The organism is Burkholderia anthina (assembly GCF_001547525.1).
GTDB classification, from domain to species: Bacteria; Pseudomonadota; Gammaproteobacteria; order Burkholderiales; family Burkholderiaceae; genus Burkholderia; species Burkholderia semiarida.
This window is the reverse complement of the sequence record NZ_CM003769.1, coordinates 582,455-604,256: the sequence shown is the minus strand read 5'-3', so window position 1 is coordinate 604,256 and position 21,802 is coordinate 582,455. Positions and strand designations below refer to the sequence as shown.

The following is a 21,802-nucleotide window of genomic DNA, read 5'->3' as shown; positions in this document are numbered from 1 at the left end:
GCGCGGTATCGCGCGCCGCCTCGTTCAGCGCTCGAGTGCGTCGATTTCATTCAACAGCGCGTCAAGCGCATCCTGATCGACATCGAGTTGAGGAACGTCGTCGGGTGTCAGGCCGCCCGCTCCGTCGGCGCTGCAATGACGAATCAGCGTCGTCAGCGCCTCCTCGACGCGGCACATGAGGCAGCCGATGCTTTCGTCGACGCCCGGCACCCCGAAGAAGCCGGCCTCCACGGTCAGCCTGCCGCGCGACACGTACGCGACGATGTCCAGCAGGTGCGTGCGCCGTTGGCGCGGGCTGCGGATGCCCGGTGCCGGCTCGGGCGGCCCGCCGTACAACGGCGACGACGGCCCCGACAATTGCTCCAGTTGACCGAGGTAGGTAAACAGGATCGGCGCCCGCGGAAACGACGTCAGTGCCTCGTCGCCAGCCTGCGGCTTCGTGTCGAGATAGCGGAGCACGCCATAGCTCGCGCCCTTGCGCGGCACCTCGCGCAGTCGTGCCTTGACCGACTTGATGAGCGTCGACGGATCCGCGACGGTAGCCGGCGTGTCGATCAGTACCGGATAGATCGACGTGAACCAGCCGATCGTGCGGCTCAGGTCGACCGCGTCGCCGAGTGCGTCCCGGCCGTGCCCCTCGACGTCCACCAGCAGCGCGTCGCAGCCGCTCCATGCATGAAAGCCCGCGTGCAGCGCGGCAATGAGCAGATCGTTGGCGTCGGTTCCATAGGCACGCGGCGCCGTGGTTCGAAACGCGTGCGTCAGATCGGCATCGAGCGTGATCGTGCAACTGAGCGACGATTCCTGATAAGCATGCTGAACGATCGAGGTCAGCCCGTGACGCATCAGCGCGACTCGCTTCGGCCCGGCCAGCACGTCGTGCACCCGTGCGTTCACGCTTCGCCAGTAGCGACGATCGTCGTCGAGCGCATCGCCCTGCGCCAGGGCAAGCCACTGGTCGACCCATGCTTTCACGGAGGTCGTCTTCGGGGGCAACGCCGCCGCCGTGCGGGCACGCAGCCGCAGATAGCAATCGGCCAGATCCTGCAGCAGGATGCTCCAGGACACGCCGTCGATCGCCATGTGATGGACGACGATCAGTAGCCGGCTGCTCGACACGCCGGTGCTTTCGAGCCACCTGACCGCCATGAGCCGGCCGCCCTCGAGGTCGAGGCCGCTCTGCGCCGCGTCGATCGCCGCGCGCCACGTGCGTTCGCAATGCCGGCCGGCCGAGTCGATACACGGAACGATCGCAAAATCGACGGTATCGGCGCCGCCGTCGCCGGCAAACGCGTGCCGCATTCCGTCGCCGTGCGCGACGAAACGCGAGCGCAGCACGTCGTGATGGCGCACGACGACGCGGAGCGCCTCGGCCATGATGTTCGCGTCGGGCGTCTCCCCGAGCGGAACGAGCAGTGCCTGGTTGAAGTGCGACCGATCGACGTCGACGCGCTCGACGAACCATTGCGCCGCCGGACCGAGCACCGTCTCGCCGTGCACGGGCCCCTGATCGACGTCGAGACCCGGCGTCTCGCGCACCACCGTCGCCAGACCCGCCACGGTCGTATGCAGGAAGATGTCCTGCGGCTTCAAGTACATGCCGTCGAGCGCGGCCCGCGATACGATGACCGCGGCGAGAATCGAATCGCCGCCCAATTCGAAGAAATCCTGATCGACGCCGACCGACGGCTGGCCGAGAACGTCGGCCCAGATCGCGGCGAGTTTGCGTTCGATGTCGGTCGACGCGCTACGGTCGCCCCGCTCGCGCGCGCGAGGCGGCGGAAGCACGCTTGCATCGAGTGCGCCGCCCGCGTCGAGCGGCAGCCGGTCGAGCACCATGATCGCGTCAGGGTGCATCGAATCCGGCAACGCATGCTTCAATGCCGAACGAACCGCGTTTTCGAGTGCATGCGCATCCGCGTGGCCATCATCCGCGACAAGATAGGCGACCAGCATTTCCTGTGTGTCCTGAACGACGCACGCGCATGCGACGGCGGCCACGCCGGGGACCGCGGAGATGGCCTGCTCGACCGTGCCGATCGCGATAGGCACGGGCCGGTGATGCGCCACCCGTAGCGAAGGATCCACGCACAGCAGGGCGTCGCCGCGGCGTACGACCGGCACGCCGGTGGGTATCAGCATCCGGTCCGGTGGCGCGGTTTCGATTGAAGCTCCCGCAACCGACGCACGGACGGACGCGCCGTCGAAGAAATGCAGTGTTCCGGCCTGACGATCGTCGGCGAACGTCCCGGACGCGCCGAGCGCGAACGCAATGCGCCCCGCATACGACGGCGCCAGCAATTGCCAACCTGCCGGCCCCGCCGCGAACGCGCACAGCGCCGAACCGGCGTCCGCGCACCGCACCGGGACGAAGTACGCCGCTGTGGGTGCCCGGCTGGTTGCGGCGAACGACGTCAACGGTTGCGGATGTTCGCCGTAAGCCACGAGCGCGCGTGCTCGCCCGATGCCGACAACATCGGCACGCTGCAACAGAAGCGACGGGAGGATGAGCGACGGGCCGTCCGCGAGCAAGCGGTCGAGTTCGGCGTACGCGAGGTTCGCGACCGCCGGATCGCCGGAAGCAAGCGCTTCGATCGACGCCCGCCCGGACAGTCGCGCCGCGCCGCCGACCACCACGGCCCAGGCCAGCGCCGCTGCAGACAGCCAGCCATGCGCGCCATGCGGAACGAGCACCGTTGCGTGGGCGTCGAGATGGAGCAATTGACCGACATAGTCGAGCAACGGCTCGACCGCCGACGCTTCGCCCGCGGCAACGCCGTCGCCACGCGCGGCGACATCGCGCGCATGCACCACGTCGATCGCATCGATCTCCCAGCCGGACCAGCCGTCGCCACGCCCGCGGCACACGGCGTCGGCCGTGTCGCCCGACACGGTATGGCACGCGCCGACGGCGCGGATCGCGAGCAACGCGACCGCGCGCTCGGCGACACTGCGCATCCGGAGTTCGACACGTTTGCCGACACCGATCCCGGCGGCATCCAGTTGCGCACGAACGGCGCGCACGGCATCGTGAATCTCGCCGTGGCGGATCGCGCGATCGTCGAATTGCCAGACCACGCGCGATGCATCCTGCGTCATATCGGATTCGGCGCAACCGGCGCGGCCGACGAACGCATCGGCCGCGGCAATGCGGTTTCGCGCATCGTCGACAGGCTCGGCCGCGAGCGCGTACTGGTGCAAAGGACGGCTCGCATCGGTCACCACCTGTCCCACGAGGTGTGCATACTGGCGCGCGAATCGCTCGATCGTTCCGATGTCGAACAGATCCGTATTGAACGTCCAGGCGGTCAGATAGTCGTCGCCGAGATCCTGCACGTTGAGCGTCAGGTCGTGTGTCGCGCCACGCGTACCGGTGCTCGATGCGGCGAGGCGTTCGCGATAGAACGGCGCGCCGCTCCCGCCTTCGGCCGCGAAATCGCCGCGAGCCTGGTTCCAGTTGTACATCACCTGGTAGATCGGCGATCGGCTCGGATCGCGCGCCGGACGCAGTGCATCGACCAGCAGCGGAAACGGATAATCCTGGTGATCGAGCACGCGCAGCATCATGTCGCGCGTGCGTCGCAGCAGCGCGTCGAACGAATCGTCCGGCCGGACTTCGCACGCGAGCACGACCGTGTTCACGAAATGACCGACCACGCTTTCGCTGCCCGGCGCATTGCGCCCGGAAGTCGGTGCGCCGATCATCAATCGCGCCTGCCCGGTATGAAGGTGAAGATGCAATTGATAGACGGCGAGCAGCAGCATGTACGGCGTCACCCGCAGCAGCCTGGCCGTGTCGCGCACCTGATGCGAAAGCGCCGCCCCGAGCGGCCGGTCGTAGATGCGGCCATGCTCGGTTTTGCGCGGCGGGCGCAACCGGTCGGTCGCCAGGCTCAGCACCGGAAATCCGTGTGCCAGCTCGCGCCGCCAGAACGCCGCGAGATGCTCGCCGTCCGCCCCGTCGAGCCGCGCGCGCTCGTGTTCGACACAATCCTTGTACTGCACCGGCAGAGGCGGCAACTTCAGCGGCTCCCCCGCGCAAGCGAGCCGGTAAAGCGCGCGCAGCTCGTTGAGCAGGATCTCGAGCGACCAGAAATCAGCGGCGATGTGGTGAACGTTCAACAGCAGCACCACGCGAATCGCGTCGGCACCGTCGTGTTCGTTCAGCAGCAGCTTGAGCCGGATCGGCGACTGCGTCAGGTCGAACGGGCGATTCGACTCTTCGTCGATCCACCGGCGGATGGCGGCTTCGTCGGCCGCGAACACGCGATCGACCGAGAACCGCGCACGCGCTTGCGACCCTACCTGCTGACGCGGCTCGCCGTCGATCACGCGGTACGCGGTGCGCAGGATCGGGTGGCGCGCGATCAGATAGTCGACGCAGCGGTGCAGCGTGGATAGGTCGACGTCGTCGTCGAGACGCGTCGCGTATGTCACGTTGTATGCCGCGCTGTCGGGATTGAGCTGATGCAGCGACCAGAGCGACTTCTGCGCGAACGAAAGCGGGTAGGTGCCCGCCGTCCCCGCAAACTGCTCGAGCAGCGCGATGAGCGTCGCCTTGTGGGTCTTCAGCTCGTCGACGAGCGAAGGTGTCACGGCGCCCTTCGGCGCCTTGTATTGCAGCTTGCCGTCCTGGGTCCACAGCTCGATTCCGCGCCCGGCCAGTTCGTTGATGAATTCGATCGAGCTCACAGCTCTCCTCCTTCCATTTCCACGCCGAACGTCGCTTCTGCGGACACCACGTCGATCCGGTCCGCGGCGCGCGGCGGCGATGAGCCATCGAGCGCCCGCGGCTCGCCGCGATCGAGCGTCGCCACGATGGTGCGCACGACGTCGTCGATGGTCGCGCCTTCGAGCAACCGTCCGAACGGGACGTCGACGCCCAGCTCGCCGCGCAATGCATTGCGGAATTCCGCGGCCATCAGCGAATCGAGCCCCAGCTCGATCAGCGGGATATCCGGCGCGATCCGCTCGGTCGACGTATGCAGGGTCGCGGCGATCGCATCGGTCAGGTGTCCGCGCAGCACCTGCATGCGCGCGTCGTCCGGCAACCCCGCCATGCGCTCGCGCAAGTCGGGGCCGGCACCGGCCGGGCGATGCGCCGGCGGCGCCGGCGGCACGAGCGCGGACAACAGCGTCCCCATCGCCCGGCTCGGGCTGCGCTTGATCAACGTATCGACGTCCACGCTCCAGATCTGCGTCTGCCCGTCGGGCTCGGCCACCAGCGTGTCGAACAGGCGCAGGGCGACGTCCGGCTCGATCGGCTCGAGGCCGAACGAAGCGATGCGGCGCAGTTGCCGCGCGTCGAGCTGATCGACCATCCCGTTGCCGCCCCACAGGCCCCAGTTCATCGTGTGTCCGGGCAGGCCGTCCTGGTTGCGCAATGCCGTCAGCGCGTCCACGTAGGCGTTCGCGGCGGCGTACGCACATTGTCCCGGGGAGCCGATGCAAGCCACGATCGACGAAAACGACACGAAGTGCCGCAGCGGCAGATGCGCGGTCGCGCGATGCAGATTCAACGTTCCCGCGACTTTCGGCGCGAGCACCTTCAATACGTCGGTCATCGGCTGGGTGGCAAGCAGGCCGTCATCCAGCATGCCCGCCGCATGCAGGACGCCCACGAGCGGATGCGCGGAATCCGCCTCGAGCGCATGGACGAGCGCGTCGACGTCGGCGGCCGCGGCGACGTCGGCCGCCACGAATTCGACGATCGTGCCGTGCGCATCGGCGATCGAGGCCAGCCGTGCGCGTTCGCTGTCGGCGGGCAACTGACGGCTGGCCGACACGATCTTCGGCACGCCGTTGCGGATCAACTGCTCGATCACCCGCGTGCCGATCGCACCGCGCCCGCCCGTCACCAGATAGGCGCCGCGCGCGAGCGGTTGCGCCGCGCCGGCGTCGCGTGCGACGAGCCGCGGGACGTATACGGCGTCGCCATGCGACACGAACTGCGTCTCGCCGCTCTGCGCGGCGCCCGCCAGCGCAGCCAGCGCGCTCGCGCACGACGTCGCATCCGGCGCCGGCAGATCGACCGCCAACACCGGCATGTCGCCGCTCTCGTGCATCAGGCTGCGGGCGATGCCCCAGGCGGCCGCCTGAAACGGCGACACACGCACGTCGATGCCCGGCACGCGCTGCGCCGCCTGGGTCACGATGCATACGGTCGGCGGGCCCTCCGGCCAGCGGGCCGACTGCACTTCGCGCCAGACGTTCGCGAAGCGCCGGTAAGCTGCGCCGACAGCGGCGAGCTCGTCTTCCGATGTCGCATCGTCGATTGACGGCCACGTGTAGAGCAGCACGGTGGGTCGCGCATCCAGGCCTGCGAGCGCCTCGTCGAGCGCGGCGCGAATGCGCCGGGCGCCGTCCTCTCCATCGAACGGGTCGTTGGCCGGCAGCGCCGCGATCGCACATGCGTCGCCAGCGCCGTCACATGCACGCGGCAGCATCGCATCCAGTGTGGAACCGTTGCCGATCAGCACGACGTTCGCGCGTGCGGCGGCCGCTTCATGCGTGAGCGCAAGCGGGCGCCAGACGAGCGTGTTCAGCGCGACAGGCCGCGCGGCCGGTTGAAATCGGCGCGGGTCGACGGCCATCAGCCGCAGTCCGGAGACGACGGCGACGCAGCAGCCCGCGTCGTCGTATAACCAGAGATCCGCGGTGGCCAGGCTTCGCTTCACCCGGGCTCGCACCGCGCACCACGCCGCCCGCACGCCGGCCATCGGCAAGCAGGCGATTCGTTCGATGCCGATCGGCACGAAGGCGGTGTTCAGCTCCGCATCCCACAGCGCGCCCGCGACGGCCTGAAACGCATTGTCGAGCAGCGCCGGATGAACGATGCGGACGAGGTCGTCCGTGCCATCCGGCTCCATGTCGATTCGGACCAGCGCCGCATCGCCGCCTCGCGACAGCGCGCGAATCGAGCGAAACGCGCCGCCATACGCGAGGCCGGTCGCATGCAAGCGCGCGTAGAAGCCGTCGACGGGCAACGCGTCGCGGCATTGCGCGCGCCATGCGTCGAGCGTCGGCACATCGGGCACGACGTGCGCCGTCCCGATCCGCGCAGCGCATTGCAACGTCCATTCGGGCTCGGCGGCGGCCGTGTCGTGACACGCGTGAATGTCGATCCGCGCGCCTTCGTCGCCCGGCTGTTCGGCACCGGCCGCGTGCACGACGGTGCCGAACGTCACCGCCTTGCCGGGCTCCAGCGTGAGCGCGTGATCGAACGACACCGCTTGCGCGACGAGCCAGCGGCCGGCCGCGGATGCCGCGTCGGCGCCATCGCGCCGCGATGCGGCATCGAGCAGCGCCTCGACGAACCCTGCCGCCGGAAAAACGAGTTGCCCGTGCACCCGGTGCCCGCCCAGAAACGGCAGATGCCGATCGGACACCTGGCTCTCGTAGCGACGCGGGTCCGATCCCGGGATCGCGAGGCGCCGGCCCAGCACGCCGCGATCGGCGGCCCGACGCGGGTCGGCCGCGCGCGTCAGCACGTGCGCCCGCTGCGCCGGCTCCCGCGCATTCACCCAGTAACGGGATGCTTCGAGCGGGTACGGCGGCAGCACGCCGCGGCGCGCGGCCTGCCGCATCGGCACACCGGTGCGGGAGCGCTCGTACGCATGCCAGTCGACACGACGGCCGCACATGTAGACATGGCCCAGTGCGCGCAACAACTGCTCGGTCTCGCGCCCGTCGCTGTTCATCGACGGCAGCGCGATCACGTTGTCACGGTCTGCCCGCTCCGCCATGCATGCGGTGACGAGGCTCGACAGCGTCTTGCCGGGCCCGATCTCGACGAGCGTCGTCACCTTGTCGTCGAGGAGCGCGCCGACACCCGCGCGGAAGGCCACCGTGGCCCGGACATGCTCGACCCAGTACGCGGGGTCGCACAGGCGCTCGAGCTCGAATCGCCCCGTCACGTTGGACACGATCGGAATCGCCGGCGCGCGATACCGCACGGTCGCGGCGACCGCGCCGAATTCGGCCAGCATCGGCTCCATCAGCGGCGAATGGAATGCGCGCGATGCCGCCAGCGCCTTCGTCGCGATGCCGCGCGACGCGAACAGCCGCGCGATCGATTCGATGGCGTCCGGGTCGCCCGACACCAGCACGCTCTCCGGTGCGTTGTCCGCGGCGATCGCGACCCGTCCGGGGTAGTCGCGCACGGCATCGGCGACGTGACGCACGCTGGCGAACACCGCGAGCGCGCGGCCCGGCGCGGTGAGCGTATCCATCAAGCGCCCGCGCGCCGCCACGAGGCGGCAGCCGTCCTCGATCGAGAACACGCCGGCGATGCACGCAGCCGCGTACTCGCCGATGCTGTGGCCCATCACGACGTCGGGCACGACGCCCCAGTGCATCCACAAGCGTGCGAGCGCGACTTCGAGCGCGAACATCGCAGGCTGCGTGTGACGCGTGTCGTCTATCCGGTCCTGATGGTCGCCCCACAGCACGTCCGCGAGCGACAGTTCTCCTTGCGCCTCGATATGACCGTCGCACGCGTCGAATACGTCGCGAAACGGCGCGAAATCCCGATAGAGTTGCCGAGCCATCCCGGCGCGCTGCGCGCCCTGGCCGGTAAACAGGAACGCAAGGCGGTCGCGCGCGCCGCCGGGCTGCCCGCCCAAGACGGCCGTGGCCCGCGCCGCGTCCGACAGCGCATCGAGCAGCGCGTCGCGAGAATCCGCGACGATCGCCACGCGATGCCGATGACTGTCGCGCGCGACGCGCAGCGCGCTGGCGACCGCGTCGGGCGCCAACGATGCGTGTGCCCGCACGTGCGCCGCGCAGTCTTCGATGGTCTGCTTCAGCATCGGCGCCGTGTGTGCGGACAACGGCCAGATGTCGTGACGCGCGTGCCCGGCTGGCGCGACGTCCGCATCGGGTTCCGCAGCGCGCGCCTCCTCCCACGCCTCGACGATCAGATGCGCGTTCGTGCCGCTCATGCCGAACGAGCTGATCGCCGCCACGCGCCGGCCCGGTCGCGACGACGGCCATGCCGCATGCTCGGTCGCGACGCGAATGCGGTTGGCATGCCAATCGACGTGCGCGGTCGGCGTATCGAAATGCAGGTGCCGCGGCAGTTCGCCCTTTTGCAGCGCGCAAACGACCTTCATCAGCCCGGCGACCGCGGCGGCCGACTCGAGGTGCCCGATATTCGTCTTGATGCTGCCGACGTACAGGTCGCCGGTGCGATTCGCATCTCGGCAGTACACGTCCTCGAGCGCACGCAGCTCGATCGGATCGCCGAGCGGCGTGCCGGTGCCGTGCGCCTCGACGTAGTCGACGTCGGCCGGCGATACGCCGGCGTGCTCGAGCGCCTCGCGGATCACGTCGCGTTGCGCACGGCCGTTCGGTGCCGTCATCCCGTTGCTGCGCCCGTCGTGATTGACGGCGGAGCCGCGGATCACCGCCCGGATCGGCCTGCCCTGCGCGCGCGCATCGGACAGCCGCATCAGCGTGACGACGCCGCAGCCTTCGCCGCGCACGTAGCCGTCGGCGGCCGCGTCGAAGGTCCGGCAGCGACCGCTCGGCGACAGCGCCTGAAGCTCGCTCAGCGCGATCGTCATCTCCGGCGACAGCATCAGGTTGACGCCGCCCGCGAATGCGACATCGGACTCGCGGGCGCGCAGGCTGTGGCACGCCAGATGAACGGCGACGAGCGACGACGAGCACGCGGTGTCGAGATGCAGCGCCGGGCCATGAAATCCGAACAGATAGGAAATGCGTCCGGCCGCGAAGGGCCGCGCGGTCCCGAGCGACGTCTGCGCATAGCTGAGCGCGTCGCCCGACACGCTCTCGCTGACACGCGCGTAGTCGTCGACCGACGAGCCGACGAACACGCCGGTTCGGTACGACGCGATCGTTTCTCGCGAAAAGCCGGCGTCCTCGAGTGCACGCCACGTGCATTCGAGCAACAGCCGCTGCTGCGGATCGATGTGCGGGGCCTCGCGCTCCGACACGCCGAAGAATCCCGCATCGAAACGATCGACGTCGTCGATGAACCCGCCATGCCTGCTGTAGCTCGTGTCGCGACGGCCCGGCCGCGGATCGTAGACCGCATCGGTCCATCGGTCGGCCGGCACGGGGCCGACGGCGTCGGTGCCGGCCGCGAGCATCGACCAGAGCGCGTCGGCGGAATCCGCGCCGCCGGGCAGGCGGCAGCCCATGCCGACGATGGCGATCGGCTCGTTCATCGCGCTGCGCGCCTGCGCCAGTTCGCGTTGCAGCGCGTCTATCTTCAGCAGCGCCTGCTTCACGGGGGTAAGGGGCGCGGCAGGCGCCCGATTGGACTCGATCATGTGTACAACTCCAGACGTTCGCGGAACGGGACTGCCGGGGGATGCGCTCAGCGCTGCAGCGCTTTGAGCAGTAGCGCTTCGGCCTGCTCGTCGGAGAGCGCCGCAAGCTGCTCCGCGGTGTGCGACGCCTCGGCGCCGCCGTCGACCGGCGCGGAACGCGCGTGCGGGGCGGCCGACGCGGGCGCGTCGCTCGATCGCAACGCATCCGCCGCGCCCTGCATCCGCGCCAGGTGCGCCGCAAGCTGCTCGACGTTCGAACAGTCCCACAGCACGGCCGCGTCGAACGTCAGCCCGATCGCGTGCTGCACCTTCAACGAAAACTGGAGCGCGCTCATCGAATCGAAACCCATCTCGACCCATGCGGCCGTGCGCGACACCTGCGTCTCGGCGATCCTGAGCCGCTCGGCGACGATCCGTACGATCCGGTCCGCGATCTCGCGCTCGAGCAGCATCGGTCCGGAAAGGGTCGAGGCCGGAGAAACGCTCGGCGTCACCGCGCCGTCCCGCGAAGCGCCGGCATCCTTCGCATAGGCGCCGTCGGTCCAGCTGGCGACGGCGCGCAACTCGCCTTGCAGGTACGCACGGCGACACAGCGCGCGCGCGATCTTGCCGCTGGAGGTTTTTTCGATGGTCGCCGGTTCGACCAGCACGATCGCGTGCGGCGTGACGCCGAAGTCCTCGCCGATCGCGACCACCATCGCGCGCAGCGTTGCGTCGAGGTCCATCGTCCGGCGCGCGGTGCGACCGACTTCCTGGATGATCACGAGCTTCTCTTCCCCGTCCGCCTGCACCGATACGGCGGCGCCACACCCGCGGCGCAACGCCGGCACGGCGTCCTGCACGCACGCCTCGATATCCTGCGGATACAGGTTGCGCCCGCGAACGATCAACATGTCCTTCACGCGGCCGGTCACGTACAGGCGGCCGTCGACGATCGCGCCCAGGTCGCCCGTGCGCAGGAACGGACGTGCGTCGGGTTCGGCGCCGGGTTCATCGTCGAAGTGCGCGCCGAACGTCGAGCGCGTCGCTTCCGGGTTGCCGTAGTAGCCGACGCCGATCGCGCCGCCGCGCACCCAGATCTCGCCGACACCGTTCTGGTCGGCCACCGGCCGGCCATCGGGGCCTGCGATCCGGATTTCGGTGCCGGGCGGCGTGCCGCCGCACGACACGAGACTCTTCGCGTTCGCGTCGCCGGGCCGAACCGGTTCGACGATGCCCGCGGCGAGCTTCACGTTATCGACGTCCAGATAGTAGGCGCCTTCGCCACGCGGCACGCCCGACACGATCAGCGTCGCCTCGGCCATCCCGTAGCACGGATAGAACGATCCGGGCGCGAAGCCGTGCGGGCGTGCGGCGTCGATGAAATCGGTGACGGTCTGGCGATGAATCGGCTCCGCGCCGCAGAACGCGACGCGCCAGCTGGACAGATCGAGCCGCGCCCCGTCGTCGGTTCCGCTGAGCGCGGCGGCGGCCAGCGCATATGCGAAATTCGGCCCGCCGGACGTCGTCGCACGGTGCGCGGAAATCGCGCGCAACCATCGGCCCGGCTGCTGGACGAACGCCACGGGCGACATCAGCACGACGGACAGCCCGATCGACGCGAGCTGCAACGGCATGGACAGTCCCATGTCGTGATAGAGCGGCAGCCACGACAGCATGCGCGTGTCGCGGTCATGCTGCATCAGCGTGGCGATCGACCGTTGATTGTCGATGATGTTGCCGTGCGTGATCATCACGCCCTTCGGCGTGCCCGTCGATCCGGACGTGTATTGGAGGAACGCGATATCGTCCGACGCCGGCAGGCGCGGCAACGCCGACGTATCCCGCGCGCCCGCCTCGACGAGCGCCTCGTACGTGACGAGCCGGCAGCCGGTGAAAAGCTGCTGCGTTGTGCGCAGGGTCTCGAGCGTAGCGATCGACGTCGCCGGCGCGACGATCAGCGTCGCGCCGCAATTGTCGGCAATCGCGTGCAGCTTGGCCCACTGCGCGACCTTGCGTACCTGTTGCGGATGATAGGCCGGCACGGCGACGCGCCCCGATGCCAGACATCCATAGAAGGTGCAGACGAACTCGGCGCTCGTCGGCAACAGCAGCAGCACGCGCGCGCCCGGCTCGGTCAGTTGCGGGAGTCCGCGCGCAACCCGCATCATGCCGGCATGCAGATCGCCGAACGTGCTTTCGCTTTCGATCGCTTCGCCGTCGCGCAGGATGGTCAGCGCGACACGATCGGGGTCCCGCTCGGTGTGATGGGCGAGGGTCTCGATGATGGAGGTCGGTTCGACTTCCATCTGAAACACGTTCGGATTCGGATGCGTCGTCATGGTGTGTCCAGAATGAGGTCCGTACGAGCCGCCGCGCGACCGCGGCAGCCCGCGCACGGGTGTGATCTCACGCGTCTCGCAGGAATGCGTCCGCGATCGCGCGGCGATTGAGCTTGAGGTTGCGCGTGCGCAATCCGCTTTCGACGTCGAATGCGCGGTCGGTGAAAATCACCTTCACCAGTTGCCGTTGTGCCGGCAGCGTGCCGTTGACCGCACGGACGAGCTCGCGCAGCGCGTCGGTGACTTCGGGATCGTCCGGCCGGCGCGTCGCGATCACGACACTGAGCCCCGCCTGCGGGCCCGCCATCACGACGGCTACTTCGACACGCGGATCGCGATACAGCAGCGCCTCGATCGGCTCGGGATGGAATTTCTCGCCGTTGCTCGTGATGATCGCGTCCTTCTTGCGGCCGACGACGCGCAAGAAACCGTCGCCGTCGAACTCGGCGATGTCGCCGGTCGCGACCGCATTCGGTGCGATGAAGGTCGCGCGACTATCCTCTTCCGGCGCATCGAAGTAGCCGAGCGACAGCAGGGCATTTCGCGTGACGACGACTTCGCCGTCTTCCAGCAACGAGACGCTGCCGGGTTCGGCCGGCTGGCCGACCGTACCGACGCGCACGTGTCCGGGCTTGTTCCACGCGACCATGCCGGCTTCGGTGATTCCGAATGCCTCGTACAGCTCGATCCCGCAATCCCAGAAGAAATCGAGCGCCGCGCGCTTGATCGGCGCCATCCCGGTGACCATGTAGCGGATGTTGCCGCCGGTCAGCGCGCTCAACCGCTCGGCGAGCGTCGATGCGTCGCTGCCGGGCCCGGCAGCCGCACGCGCCAGCGTATGCAGCGTCTCGTACAGCACCGGCGGCGCGATCACGAACGTCGGCCGGTGCCGCTTGAGCCCCGGAAAGAGTCCGTGGAACGGCACCGACACGAGATCGATCCCGTGATACAGGCAGAAGTAGTACGTCATCCGTTGCTGATAGTTCGCGAACGGCAGGAACGTCAGGAATCGCTCGCCGGGCACGACGCCGAATGCGTCGCCATACAGACCGAGCAGGTGCGCGGTGCCGCCGCGGCTCATCACGAGCCCCTTGGTCCTGCCCGTCGTGCCTGAACTGAACACGAGCGAATGGGTATCGGGCACATGCTCGACGCGCACCGGCTCGATACGCGTGTGCGAATCGCCCCGGCCGGCCGGATCGATGTCCACGATCCGCCCGCCGATCGTCTCGGCGGCATCGAGCCATCGTGCGTCGACGGCCAGCGCGCTCAGCCGGTAGCGCTCGATCAACGCGCCGCACGTGTCGGGCAGGCCGTCGTTCGGGAAAGCGACCGACACGCAGCCGAGCTCGATGCACGCGAGATCCCACACCATCCACGGATAACCGTTCGGCGCCGCGATGCCGACGCGCGCGCCCGGTACGAGGCCGATCGCCTTGCCACGCTCGACCGTGGCGAGCACGTCCTCGAACAGGTCGTGAAAGGTCCGGACGGTTTCGGCGCCCTTGTCGTCGACGAAGGTCAGGGTATGACTGCTGCCGCGCAAACGCGCGACGAGATCATCGAAGGTCATCATCGGCGTTTTCCCGTCAAGCGTGCGCGACGCCCTCCGCGGACGCGTAGTACTTTTGCGCGGCGCTCTCGTACATGTTCCAGAACAGCTTGCACGTGTGGCGCACCGCGAACAGCGCGTCCTGTTGCATCTGCGCGGTCGTGCACAGGTCGGTCACGAGCGAGATGCCCTCGGCGACGTGCGCGACGTCCTCTTTCTGGTGAACCGAGAAAAACCGCGTGTCCTCCTCGGTGAGCCCGTAGCACTTCGCCAGAATGGAGTGGCGCGCGTCGCCCGCGCGGGTTTCCAGGCTCTGCCCTTCGCTCGCGATCATCACCGCGGCGGCGCCGATATGGTAGGTGCCCTCGCCCTTGCAGTTCTCGAGGCGATAGTCGATCAATTCACGCGTGGCCGCGGACGGCGTCCATGCATCGCGCTCCTCGTCGCTGATGTTTTGCGCGCGAATGAAGTCTTCCATGAGCTCGACATGGTTCTTCGTTTTCGAGAAGCGCCCGGTTTCCTCTTCGAACAGGTTGTACAGCAGCCGGCGCTTGTGGTCGGGAAACGGGCAGCGGAAGTACAGATTCTCGATGTACTCGAGAAAGTACCGGGTGATCTGGTATCCCTCGAGCGTGATGATCTTCAGCAACCGCCAGTTTTTCTGAGGCGTGAACAACTCCGCGAAGATCGGATGATCGAGCGTGAGCTGCTCGTCCAGCGTGTCGCGCAACGCGCGGGAAAACGTCGCTTTGTCCATCAGCACGGCTTCGTTAGTGAGGGTCATGATCGTTCCCTGTCGGTGAGGTAACCGGCAATGTAATGGCGGCTTTCAAGGCTGAAACCTGTCCGTTCGGGCGAGTGTCTCGCCTGTACGCCAACCCTGTACGTCAGTGCAGGTAGGCAGTGCGATGGCATGACGCTATAAAGCGGAACCCCTACGGCACTTGGAGAATCCGATGGACGATCACGCGACCGTGTTCGCTACGCTTACCGAACTGATTCCGCAGATTGCCGCGCTCGATATCGCGCCGGACATGCTGACGCGGGAAACGTCGCTCACATCGGATCTGATGCTCGATTCGATTTCGCTGCTGTCGCTGATGGCGCTGACCGAGGATCGGCTCGGCGTCAGCTTTGCATCGCACACGGAACAGGTCGCGAACCTCGAAACCATCGGCGACGCGGTCGATCTGGTGGAAACGCTGTTGTCCGTGAAAGCGTAACGAGATGACGATGAACGATCATCCGCTCGATGCACGCATGATGCCGTCGGCCGGCGGCTACGGCCGCGTCTGCCTGCTGGATGCCGGCGACCTCGACGCGCTGCGCGCGGCGGCCGGCGCGGGCGGCGCGGCGTCCGACGGCAATGCGACGACGGGCACGTACGCGCGCCTCGCGAAACTGCGCGAGGCATTGAACGTATCGGGTTCCGGGCGGCTCGCCATCGTGATCGACGATCCCGACCTTCGTCGCACACGCGAATTCGCGTCGTTGCCCCGAACCCTTTCGGCCGCGCTCGACGTCGCGGCGGCATCCGTCGCGAACGCATGCATCGTCGTGCTCGGCGATGCGCTTGCCGATGGCACGACGGCCTTCGGCGACGCGGGCGCGTCATCGCTATCGTCCGTCGACACGCTCGCCGACGCGGTTGCCGACACCGTGTTCGAAGTACGCCGCCGTATCGATACGTACTTCGAGCAAGCGCCGCTGGCGTTGCCTGCCGACGCTGCCGGCGCGGCTTGCCTGCTGACGGCCGAAGCCGTACTTGCGTGGCTTGCGATGGAAGCGTCGCCCGGTCTTCACGTCGTGCATGGCGAGCGGCGCATTGCGTGGCGCGAACTCGCCGAAACCGTCGCGCGACGGGTGCCGATTCCGACCCGAACCGATGCTGCCGAGGCCGAAGCGGACGCCGTTCTCGCGCTGCTCGAAACGAATCTGAAGCATGCCGAACGGATGCTCGGGTACGCGGACGGCGCGCACGTGCCGCCGCCCGGCATCCCGTCTCACCGACTGCGCTGCGACGGCTTCGACTGGCAGGGCCGGATCGCCGCGCGCGTCGCCGCTCACGCCGCCCGGCACGAACGGCGCGACGCGCCCCGATTTGTCGACCTGCCGTCCGCGCGCCGGATCACGACCGGCAGCGGGCACGCGTACCTGAGTGCCGGGCGCGGCCCCCGCGCCATGTTGCTGATCAACGCATTCGGCATCCCGCACGACGTGTGGCACGGCTTCGCGACCGGATTGGCGCCGGATTTCTCGCTCTATCTGGCGGACGACGCGGGCGACACGCCGGCCGACGCAGGACTGACACGCGCGTACTATTCGGGCCCCGATGCGCCTGCGCGCTACGCGCGAAGCGTGACTGAACTGCTCGACGTCGAGGGAATCGACGCGATTCATGTCGCGAGCTGGTGCGGGGGCGCCCGATATGCGCTGGCGCTCGCCCGCGCCCTGCCCGGCCGCATCGCGTCGATGAGCCTGATCGCCCCGTCGTTTGCCGGCGCTCAGGACTACGACGGCGCGGACAGCGCCTACGAAAACAATCTCAACACGATGTGCTCGCTCGTCGCGCGCATGCCGAAGGCCGCGGCCAGCATGGCCAGATCGATGACGGGGCTTCTGGACAAGCGGGCGCGAAACGACGCGCTCGAAGGCGGCCATGCGTCGATGTTCGCGCTACCCGACTCCGCGACCCGTCACTGGCTGCACGCGCCGTTCGTGTCGGCGGCGAACATGATCGAGTACAGCGGGCAATTGCTGAATTTCCGCGCGCACTGCATCGAGGCCGAACGCGACACGTCGATCGCCGGCATCCCCGCGCTGCTCGTGACCGGGGAATACGACGAAATGACGTGCGCGATCCGCGCGCGAGCCATTACGTCGGCACAGCTTCGTCCGATCCAGGTCGAGCTTCAAGGCGGCAGTCATCACATGGTTCATCAGAATGCGGCGCTCCTGGCAAAGCTCGTCGGCACTTTCGTCGACGCTCCGGCCGTGACAGCCGACGCACTGCCGCATCCGAGACTGCGAATCGTCCCGGCGGCCGACCGTGTCGAAATGGAGATGGAAATGGAGTCGGGCGAACTGTGACGTACGCGCCTTCCGATGCCCGTTCGGACAGTTACAGGCCCGGGGCATCGATCACTAAAGTCGCACTGTGGCAGCAAGCCGGATCCCACGCGGCCGATCGCGTCGTGTCGCTCGCGAACGACGCGCAAGCCAATGCCAACCCGCTGGTCGGAGATTTCGAATGTACGCAAACAGCCTTGTCGAACTGATCGGCGATACGCCGCTGCTGTATCTGAAAAGCCTGTCGAACGAGCACAGGAAAATCCGCGTGTACGGAAAGCTCGAGTGCTACAACCCCGGCAACAGCGTCAAGGACCGGAGCGCGCTTCAGTTGCTGCGCCAGGCCGAGCGCGACCACGGTCTCAAGCCGGGCTGGTCGATCGTCGAATCGACGTCCGGCAACATGGGACACGCGCTGGCGATGCTGTGCGCCACGCGCGGCTATCGCTTCATTTGCGTGCTCGATCCGAAGACACCGAAGACGAATGCCAATCTCGTGCGGGCATTCGGCGGCGAGGTCGAGATGGTCGAACACCCCGACGAAACGGGCAGCTATCAGCGCAAGCGCATTGCGGTCGCGAAAGCGATCGCCGCGAGCGTGCCGAACTGCGTGAACCTCGATCAATACAACAATCCGGCCGCGATCGACGCCCACTATTACTCGACCGGGCCCGAAATCGTCTCGCAACTCGCCGACCGGCTCGACGCCGTGATCGTGTCCGCCAGCACCGGCAGCCATCTGAGCGGAATCGCCCGCTACGTGAAGGAGCGCGATCCCGCAACCCGCGTGATCGGCGTCGAGCCCGACGGCTCGGTCGTGTTCGGCGGCACGTACCGGCCGCATCTGCAGAACGGCGCGGGGCTCAGTTTTCAGCCCGGAAACATCCTGATCGACCTCGTCGACGACACGATGCGCATCGTCGATCGCGATGCATTCATCGGCTGCCGCCGCCTCGCGCTCGACGAAGGCCTGCTGCTCGGCGGCTCGTCCGGCGCGATCGCGCAGGCCGCACGCCGCTACGTCGCCACCCTGCAAGGCCCGGCCAACATCGTGCTCGTGTTCCCCGACAGCGGTACCAAGTATCTCGACACGATCTACGACGATCAGTGGCTGATCGATCACGGCCTCCAGGCCGTGCTCGACGACCTGTGCACCTCCGCGACACCGCCACGCGCCGAAAGCGCAGTGGCCCTCGAAACCACGTGACCCAGGGACACCCATGAACGACTCCATCCGCACCTTGCTTGCCGACGGCGCACGGTATCCGATCGCGTTGCCGAAGGCCAACATCACGCACGTCACGTATCGCTGGACGAACGGCGTCGACGATGCGCTCGGCGCGCAGATCGTCGAACTGATGCGGCGCACGAGCGAAAGCGCGCCGATCATCGGCTTCGCCGAGACCATCACGGACGCGGAAGCGGACCGCTATCTCGACGAACTGCGCTCGAACCTCGCTGCGGAGAAGGTTCGCCTGCTGACGATCTTCGCGAACACCGGGCAACTGATCGGCCTGTGCACGCTGCGCCGCAACGTGAATCCCAACAACCGCCATATCACCGATCTCGCGAAAGGCATGATCCACGACGCCTGTCGCGGCGGCGGCGTGCTGCCTGCCGCGTTCGTCGAGATCGCGCTGCAATGCGATCGGGACAATGTCGAACTGGTGACGCTCGACGTGCGAGACGGCACGCCCGCGCATCGCGTATGGGAACACTACGGCTTTCAGACGTGGGGCACCTTGCCGGACTACGCCCGTGCGAACGGGAAGGTTCATGCCGGCCACTTCATGATGCAGCGCGTGGCGGACCTCAAGGAACGCGCGCTCGGCATGCTCATGGGCCGCGACGCCAATCGAACCGCCGCCAGCGCATCGGCATGAGCGACGCCCTCTACACCGGGCCGATCATCGACTCGCACTGCCACATCGCATCGACGCGCTTCATTCCCACGGCGTTCCTCGAAGGATTCTGCGCCAACATCCATGTGCGGCTCGTCGCCAACGGCATACGGAAATCGCGATCGGAACTGCTCGATACCTACCTCGCGCAAAGTCAGGACCACTTCGGCGATGCACTCGTGGCCGACATGACGTCGGCCGGCATCGGGCAGGCCGTGCTGTTGCTGCCCGACTTCACGTACGTGATGAAAAGCGATCTCACGATCGCCGAGATGTATGCCGAGCATCATGCGATCCTGCAGCGTCACGGCGAGCGCTTTCACGTATTCGGCGGCATGGATCCGCGCTGGGGAGCGGACGGTGTCGCGTTGTTCGAGAAAGGCGTGACCGAGTACGGCTTCTCCGGATTGAAACTGTACCCGCCCTGCGGCTACAGCCCGAGCGACAAGCGCCTTTACCCGCTGTACGAAATCTGTCGCGCCCATCGCTTGCCGGTTCTTCTGCACGTGGGCCCGACCAGCCCGGCGCTCGAGTTCGCGTACTCGCACCCCGATCTGCTCGACCGCGCGGCGTTCGATTTCCCCGACGTGAACTTCATCCTCGCGCACGGCGCCGTCCATCACGTCGACGCCTGCGCGCGACAGTGCGCGTATCGCCCCAACGTGTATCTCGACGTCAGCGCGTTTCTCGGCTCCCAGCATCCGCAGGGGTGGTCGGTCGCGCTCGCCGAGCTGTTCCGCATGAACATCAATCACAAGATTCTGTTCGGCACCGACTGGCCGGTCTTTCGCAACTCGGGCGGCCATCGCAAGGTCATGGAGCAGTTCCTCGCGCCCGACGGCCCGCTCGCGTCGGTCGCGCCGGTACAGCGCAAGTGGCTGATGTCGGGCAATGCGCGCGCACTGCTGCCGGCATCGCGCACGATCGATGCGATTGCGTGATTCCGGCCGTCGCGTGCGACGGCCGTCCCGCACGCACTACGGGCTCGCGGCTGCCTCGATGATCGGCGCCCTGCTCGTCTGGACCGCGTGGCCCGGGCATCCGGCCGACGCGATGGCGGAAACCGCCGACACGCTGGACCACTGGCGCGCCGATGAACGGGCGCAGCTCGAATCGATGCGCCTGCCCGCGAACGCCGGCGTCAAGGTTGACCCGTCGAATCGCGTGGCCACGTCCGCACAGGCAGCGCAGCTGGGCAAGCGTCTGTTCTCGGACCCCCGGTTCAGCCGAAACGGCGCGATCGCCTGCGCGAGCTGCCACGCCCCCGATCGCCAGTTCGAAGACGGGCGGCCGCTGGCGATCGGCGTGGGCGTCGGCGTGCGCCGCACGATGCCTGTCGTCGGCGCGACCGATGCACCGTGGCTGTTCTGGGACGGCCGCAAGGACAGCTTGTGGTCGCAGGCGATCGGGCCGATCGAGGATCACAACGAGCACGGCGGCACCCGGCTGCGCGCCGCCCATGTGCTGGCCGAGCACTACCGCGACGCCTACGAGCCTCTGTTCGGACCGCTGCCCGACCTGAGCGCGCTGCCGCGCGACGGCGGCCCGCTCGGCACGGACGCGGAGAAAGCTGTCTGGCAGGGGCTCGACGAACGCACCCGCACCGACGTGTCGCGCGTGTTCGCGAATCTCGGCAAGGCGATCGCGGCGTACGAAGCGACGCTACGGTACGGGCCTTCACGCTTCGATACCTATGTCGACGGCGTCCGGACCGGCGATCCGGTCAAGCTGGCCGCGCTGACCCCGACCGAAAAGGCAGGCCTGCGCCTGTTCATAAACAAGGGCCAATGCATGACCTGCCACACCGGGCCCATGCTGAGCGACCGTCAGTTTCACAACATCGGCGTACCGCCGCGCAGCGGGACGGCTGCCGACACCGGTCGCGCGGCGGCGGTCGACAAGGTGCTGCACGACGAATTCAACTGCATGGGGCCGTTCAGCGACGCGAAGCCCGAGCAGTGCGAGGAACTGCAATTCATCTCGACCGACGACCCGCAGATGCTCGGCGCATTCAAGACGCCAAGCCTGCGCAACGTCGCACTGCGGCCGCCGTACATGCACGCGGGTCAATTCGCGTCGCTGGACGCCGTGATGCGCCACTACGCGGACGCACCCGCGGCCGCGATCGGGCATAGCGAACTGAAGCGGATCGCGTTGTCGGACGACGAGCAACGGCAGCTCGCCGCGCTGCTCGGTGCGTTTTCCGGCCCTGTCGTCGAGCGCTGATCGTCCGCGCCGCCGCGCGTCAGCGTGATGCGTCGCGCACGGCGACGCCCATCACCTTGACCTGGCCGCCGAACGGCAACGCAGCCGCCTGATAGACGGTCCGCGCAGGCCGGCGATCCGCGGGAAACAGATCGGCATACACGCCATTCACTTCCGCGAGCGCGCCGATGTCGGAGAATGCGATGTCGACGAACACGAGATCCCCTGGGCTGAATCCCGCCGCTTCGAGCGCACGGAACAGGTTCGCGAACGCGCGTCTCGCTTCTTCGGCCGGCGTACCCGGCACGTAGCGGCCGTCGGCGTCCAGCGAAAGCTGGCCGCTGAGATAGCAGGTGTCGTTGGCGACAACGGCATGGCTGATCGGCGACGGCCACTGCGGCAGATCGTTGCCCGACGTCACATAGCGTTTCATGCGCTTCCTCTCCTCGAATCGGG

At 67.8% G+C, this 21,802-nt stretch carries 12 protein-coding genes; 6 read left to right on the top strand and 6 right to left on the bottom strand.

The window, feature by feature from the left end:
- Positions 1–24 precede the first annotated feature (24 nt).
- The 5 genes from WS64_RS18870 to WS64_RS18850 form a co-directional block, all read right to left on the bottom strand.
- The gene (locus WS64_RS18870) at positions 25–4,692 is read right to left on the bottom strand and encodes a condensation domain-containing protein (RefSeq protein ID WP_060967290.1); all 4,668 of its coding nucleotides are present in this window, start codon (positions 4,690–4,692) and stop codon (positions 25–27) included.
- Positions 4,689–10,298, bottom strand: a complete 5,610-nt coding sequence (locus WS64_RS18865) for a type I polyketide synthase (RefSeq protein WP_081103871.1) — start codon at positions 10,296–10,298, stop codon at positions 4,689–4,691. Before WS64_RS18865 ends, WS64_RS18870 begins: the two co-directional genes overlap by 4 nt.
- A 47-nt stretch (positions 10,299–10,345) precedes the next feature.
- Positions 10,346–12,619, bottom strand: coding sequence for an AMP-binding protein (locus tag WS64_RS18860; RefSeq protein ID WP_060967288.1), 2,274 nt, complete (start codon positions 12,617–12,619; stop codon positions 10,346–10,348).
- Between the two features lie 67 nt (positions 12,620–12,686).
- The gene (locus WS64_RS18855; protein WP_060967287.1) at positions 12,687–14,195 is read right to left on the bottom strand and encodes an AMP-binding protein; all 1,509 of its coding nucleotides are present in this window, start codon (positions 14,193–14,195) and stop codon (positions 12,687–12,689) included.
- Between the two features lie 13 nt (positions 14,196–14,208).
- On the bottom strand, positions 14,209–14,955 hold the full coding sequence (locus tag WS64_RS18850; protein ID WP_060967286.1) for a TenA family transcriptional regulator: 747 nt from the start codon (positions 14,953–14,955) through the stop codon (positions 14,209–14,211).
- Between the two features lie 172 nt (positions 14,956–15,127).
- Between WS64_RS18850 and WS64_RS18845 the strand changes: the two genes are divergently transcribed.
- From WS64_RS18845 to WS64_RS18820, 6 genes are all read left to right on the top strand, one after another.
- Positions 15,128–15,394, top strand: coding sequence for an acyl carrier protein (locus tag WS64_RS18845; RefSeq protein WP_059583838.1), 267 nt, complete (start codon positions 15,128–15,130; stop codon positions 15,392–15,394).
- 10 nt (positions 15,395–15,404) lie between these two features.
- Positions 15,405–17,261, top strand: coding sequence for an alpha/beta hydrolase (locus WS64_RS18840; protein ID WP_155720452.1), 1,857 nt, complete (start codon positions 15,405–15,407; stop codon positions 17,259–17,261).
- Between the two features lie 160 nt (positions 17,262–17,421).
- Positions 17,422–18,447: a PLP-dependent cysteine synthase family protein gene (locus WS64_RS18835; protein ID WP_060967284.1), complete on the top strand. Its 1,026-nt coding sequence runs from the start codon at positions 17,422–17,424 to the stop codon at positions 18,445–18,447.
- 13 nt (positions 18,448–18,460) lie between these two features.
- Positions 18,461–19,123, top strand: coding sequence for a GNAT family N-acetyltransferase (locus WS64_RS18830; RefSeq protein WP_059583843.1), 663 nt, complete (start codon positions 18,461–18,463; stop codon positions 19,121–19,123).
- Positions 19,120–20,082, top strand: a complete 963-nt coding sequence (locus WS64_RS18825; RefSeq protein ID WP_060967283.1) for an amidohydrolase family protein — start codon at positions 19,120–19,122, stop codon at positions 20,080–20,082. The genes WS64_RS18830 and WS64_RS18825 overlap by 4 nt, the downstream gene beginning before the upstream one ends.
- A 58-nt stretch (positions 20,083–20,140) precedes the next feature.
- Positions 20,141–21,367: a cytochrome-c peroxidase gene (locus WS64_RS18820; protein ID WP_244166593.1), complete on the top strand. Its 1,227-nt coding sequence runs from the start codon at positions 20,141–20,143 to the stop codon at positions 21,365–21,367.
- A gap of 19 nt (positions 21,368–21,386) precedes the next feature.
- Here WS64_RS18820 and WS64_RS18815 read toward each other — a convergent pair whose 3' ends face one another.
- Positions 21,387–21,779, bottom strand: a complete 393-nt coding sequence (locus tag WS64_RS18815; RefSeq protein WP_059642220.1) for a RidA family protein — start codon at positions 21,777–21,779, stop codon at positions 21,387–21,389.
- Positions 21,780–21,802 lie beyond the last annotated feature (23 nt).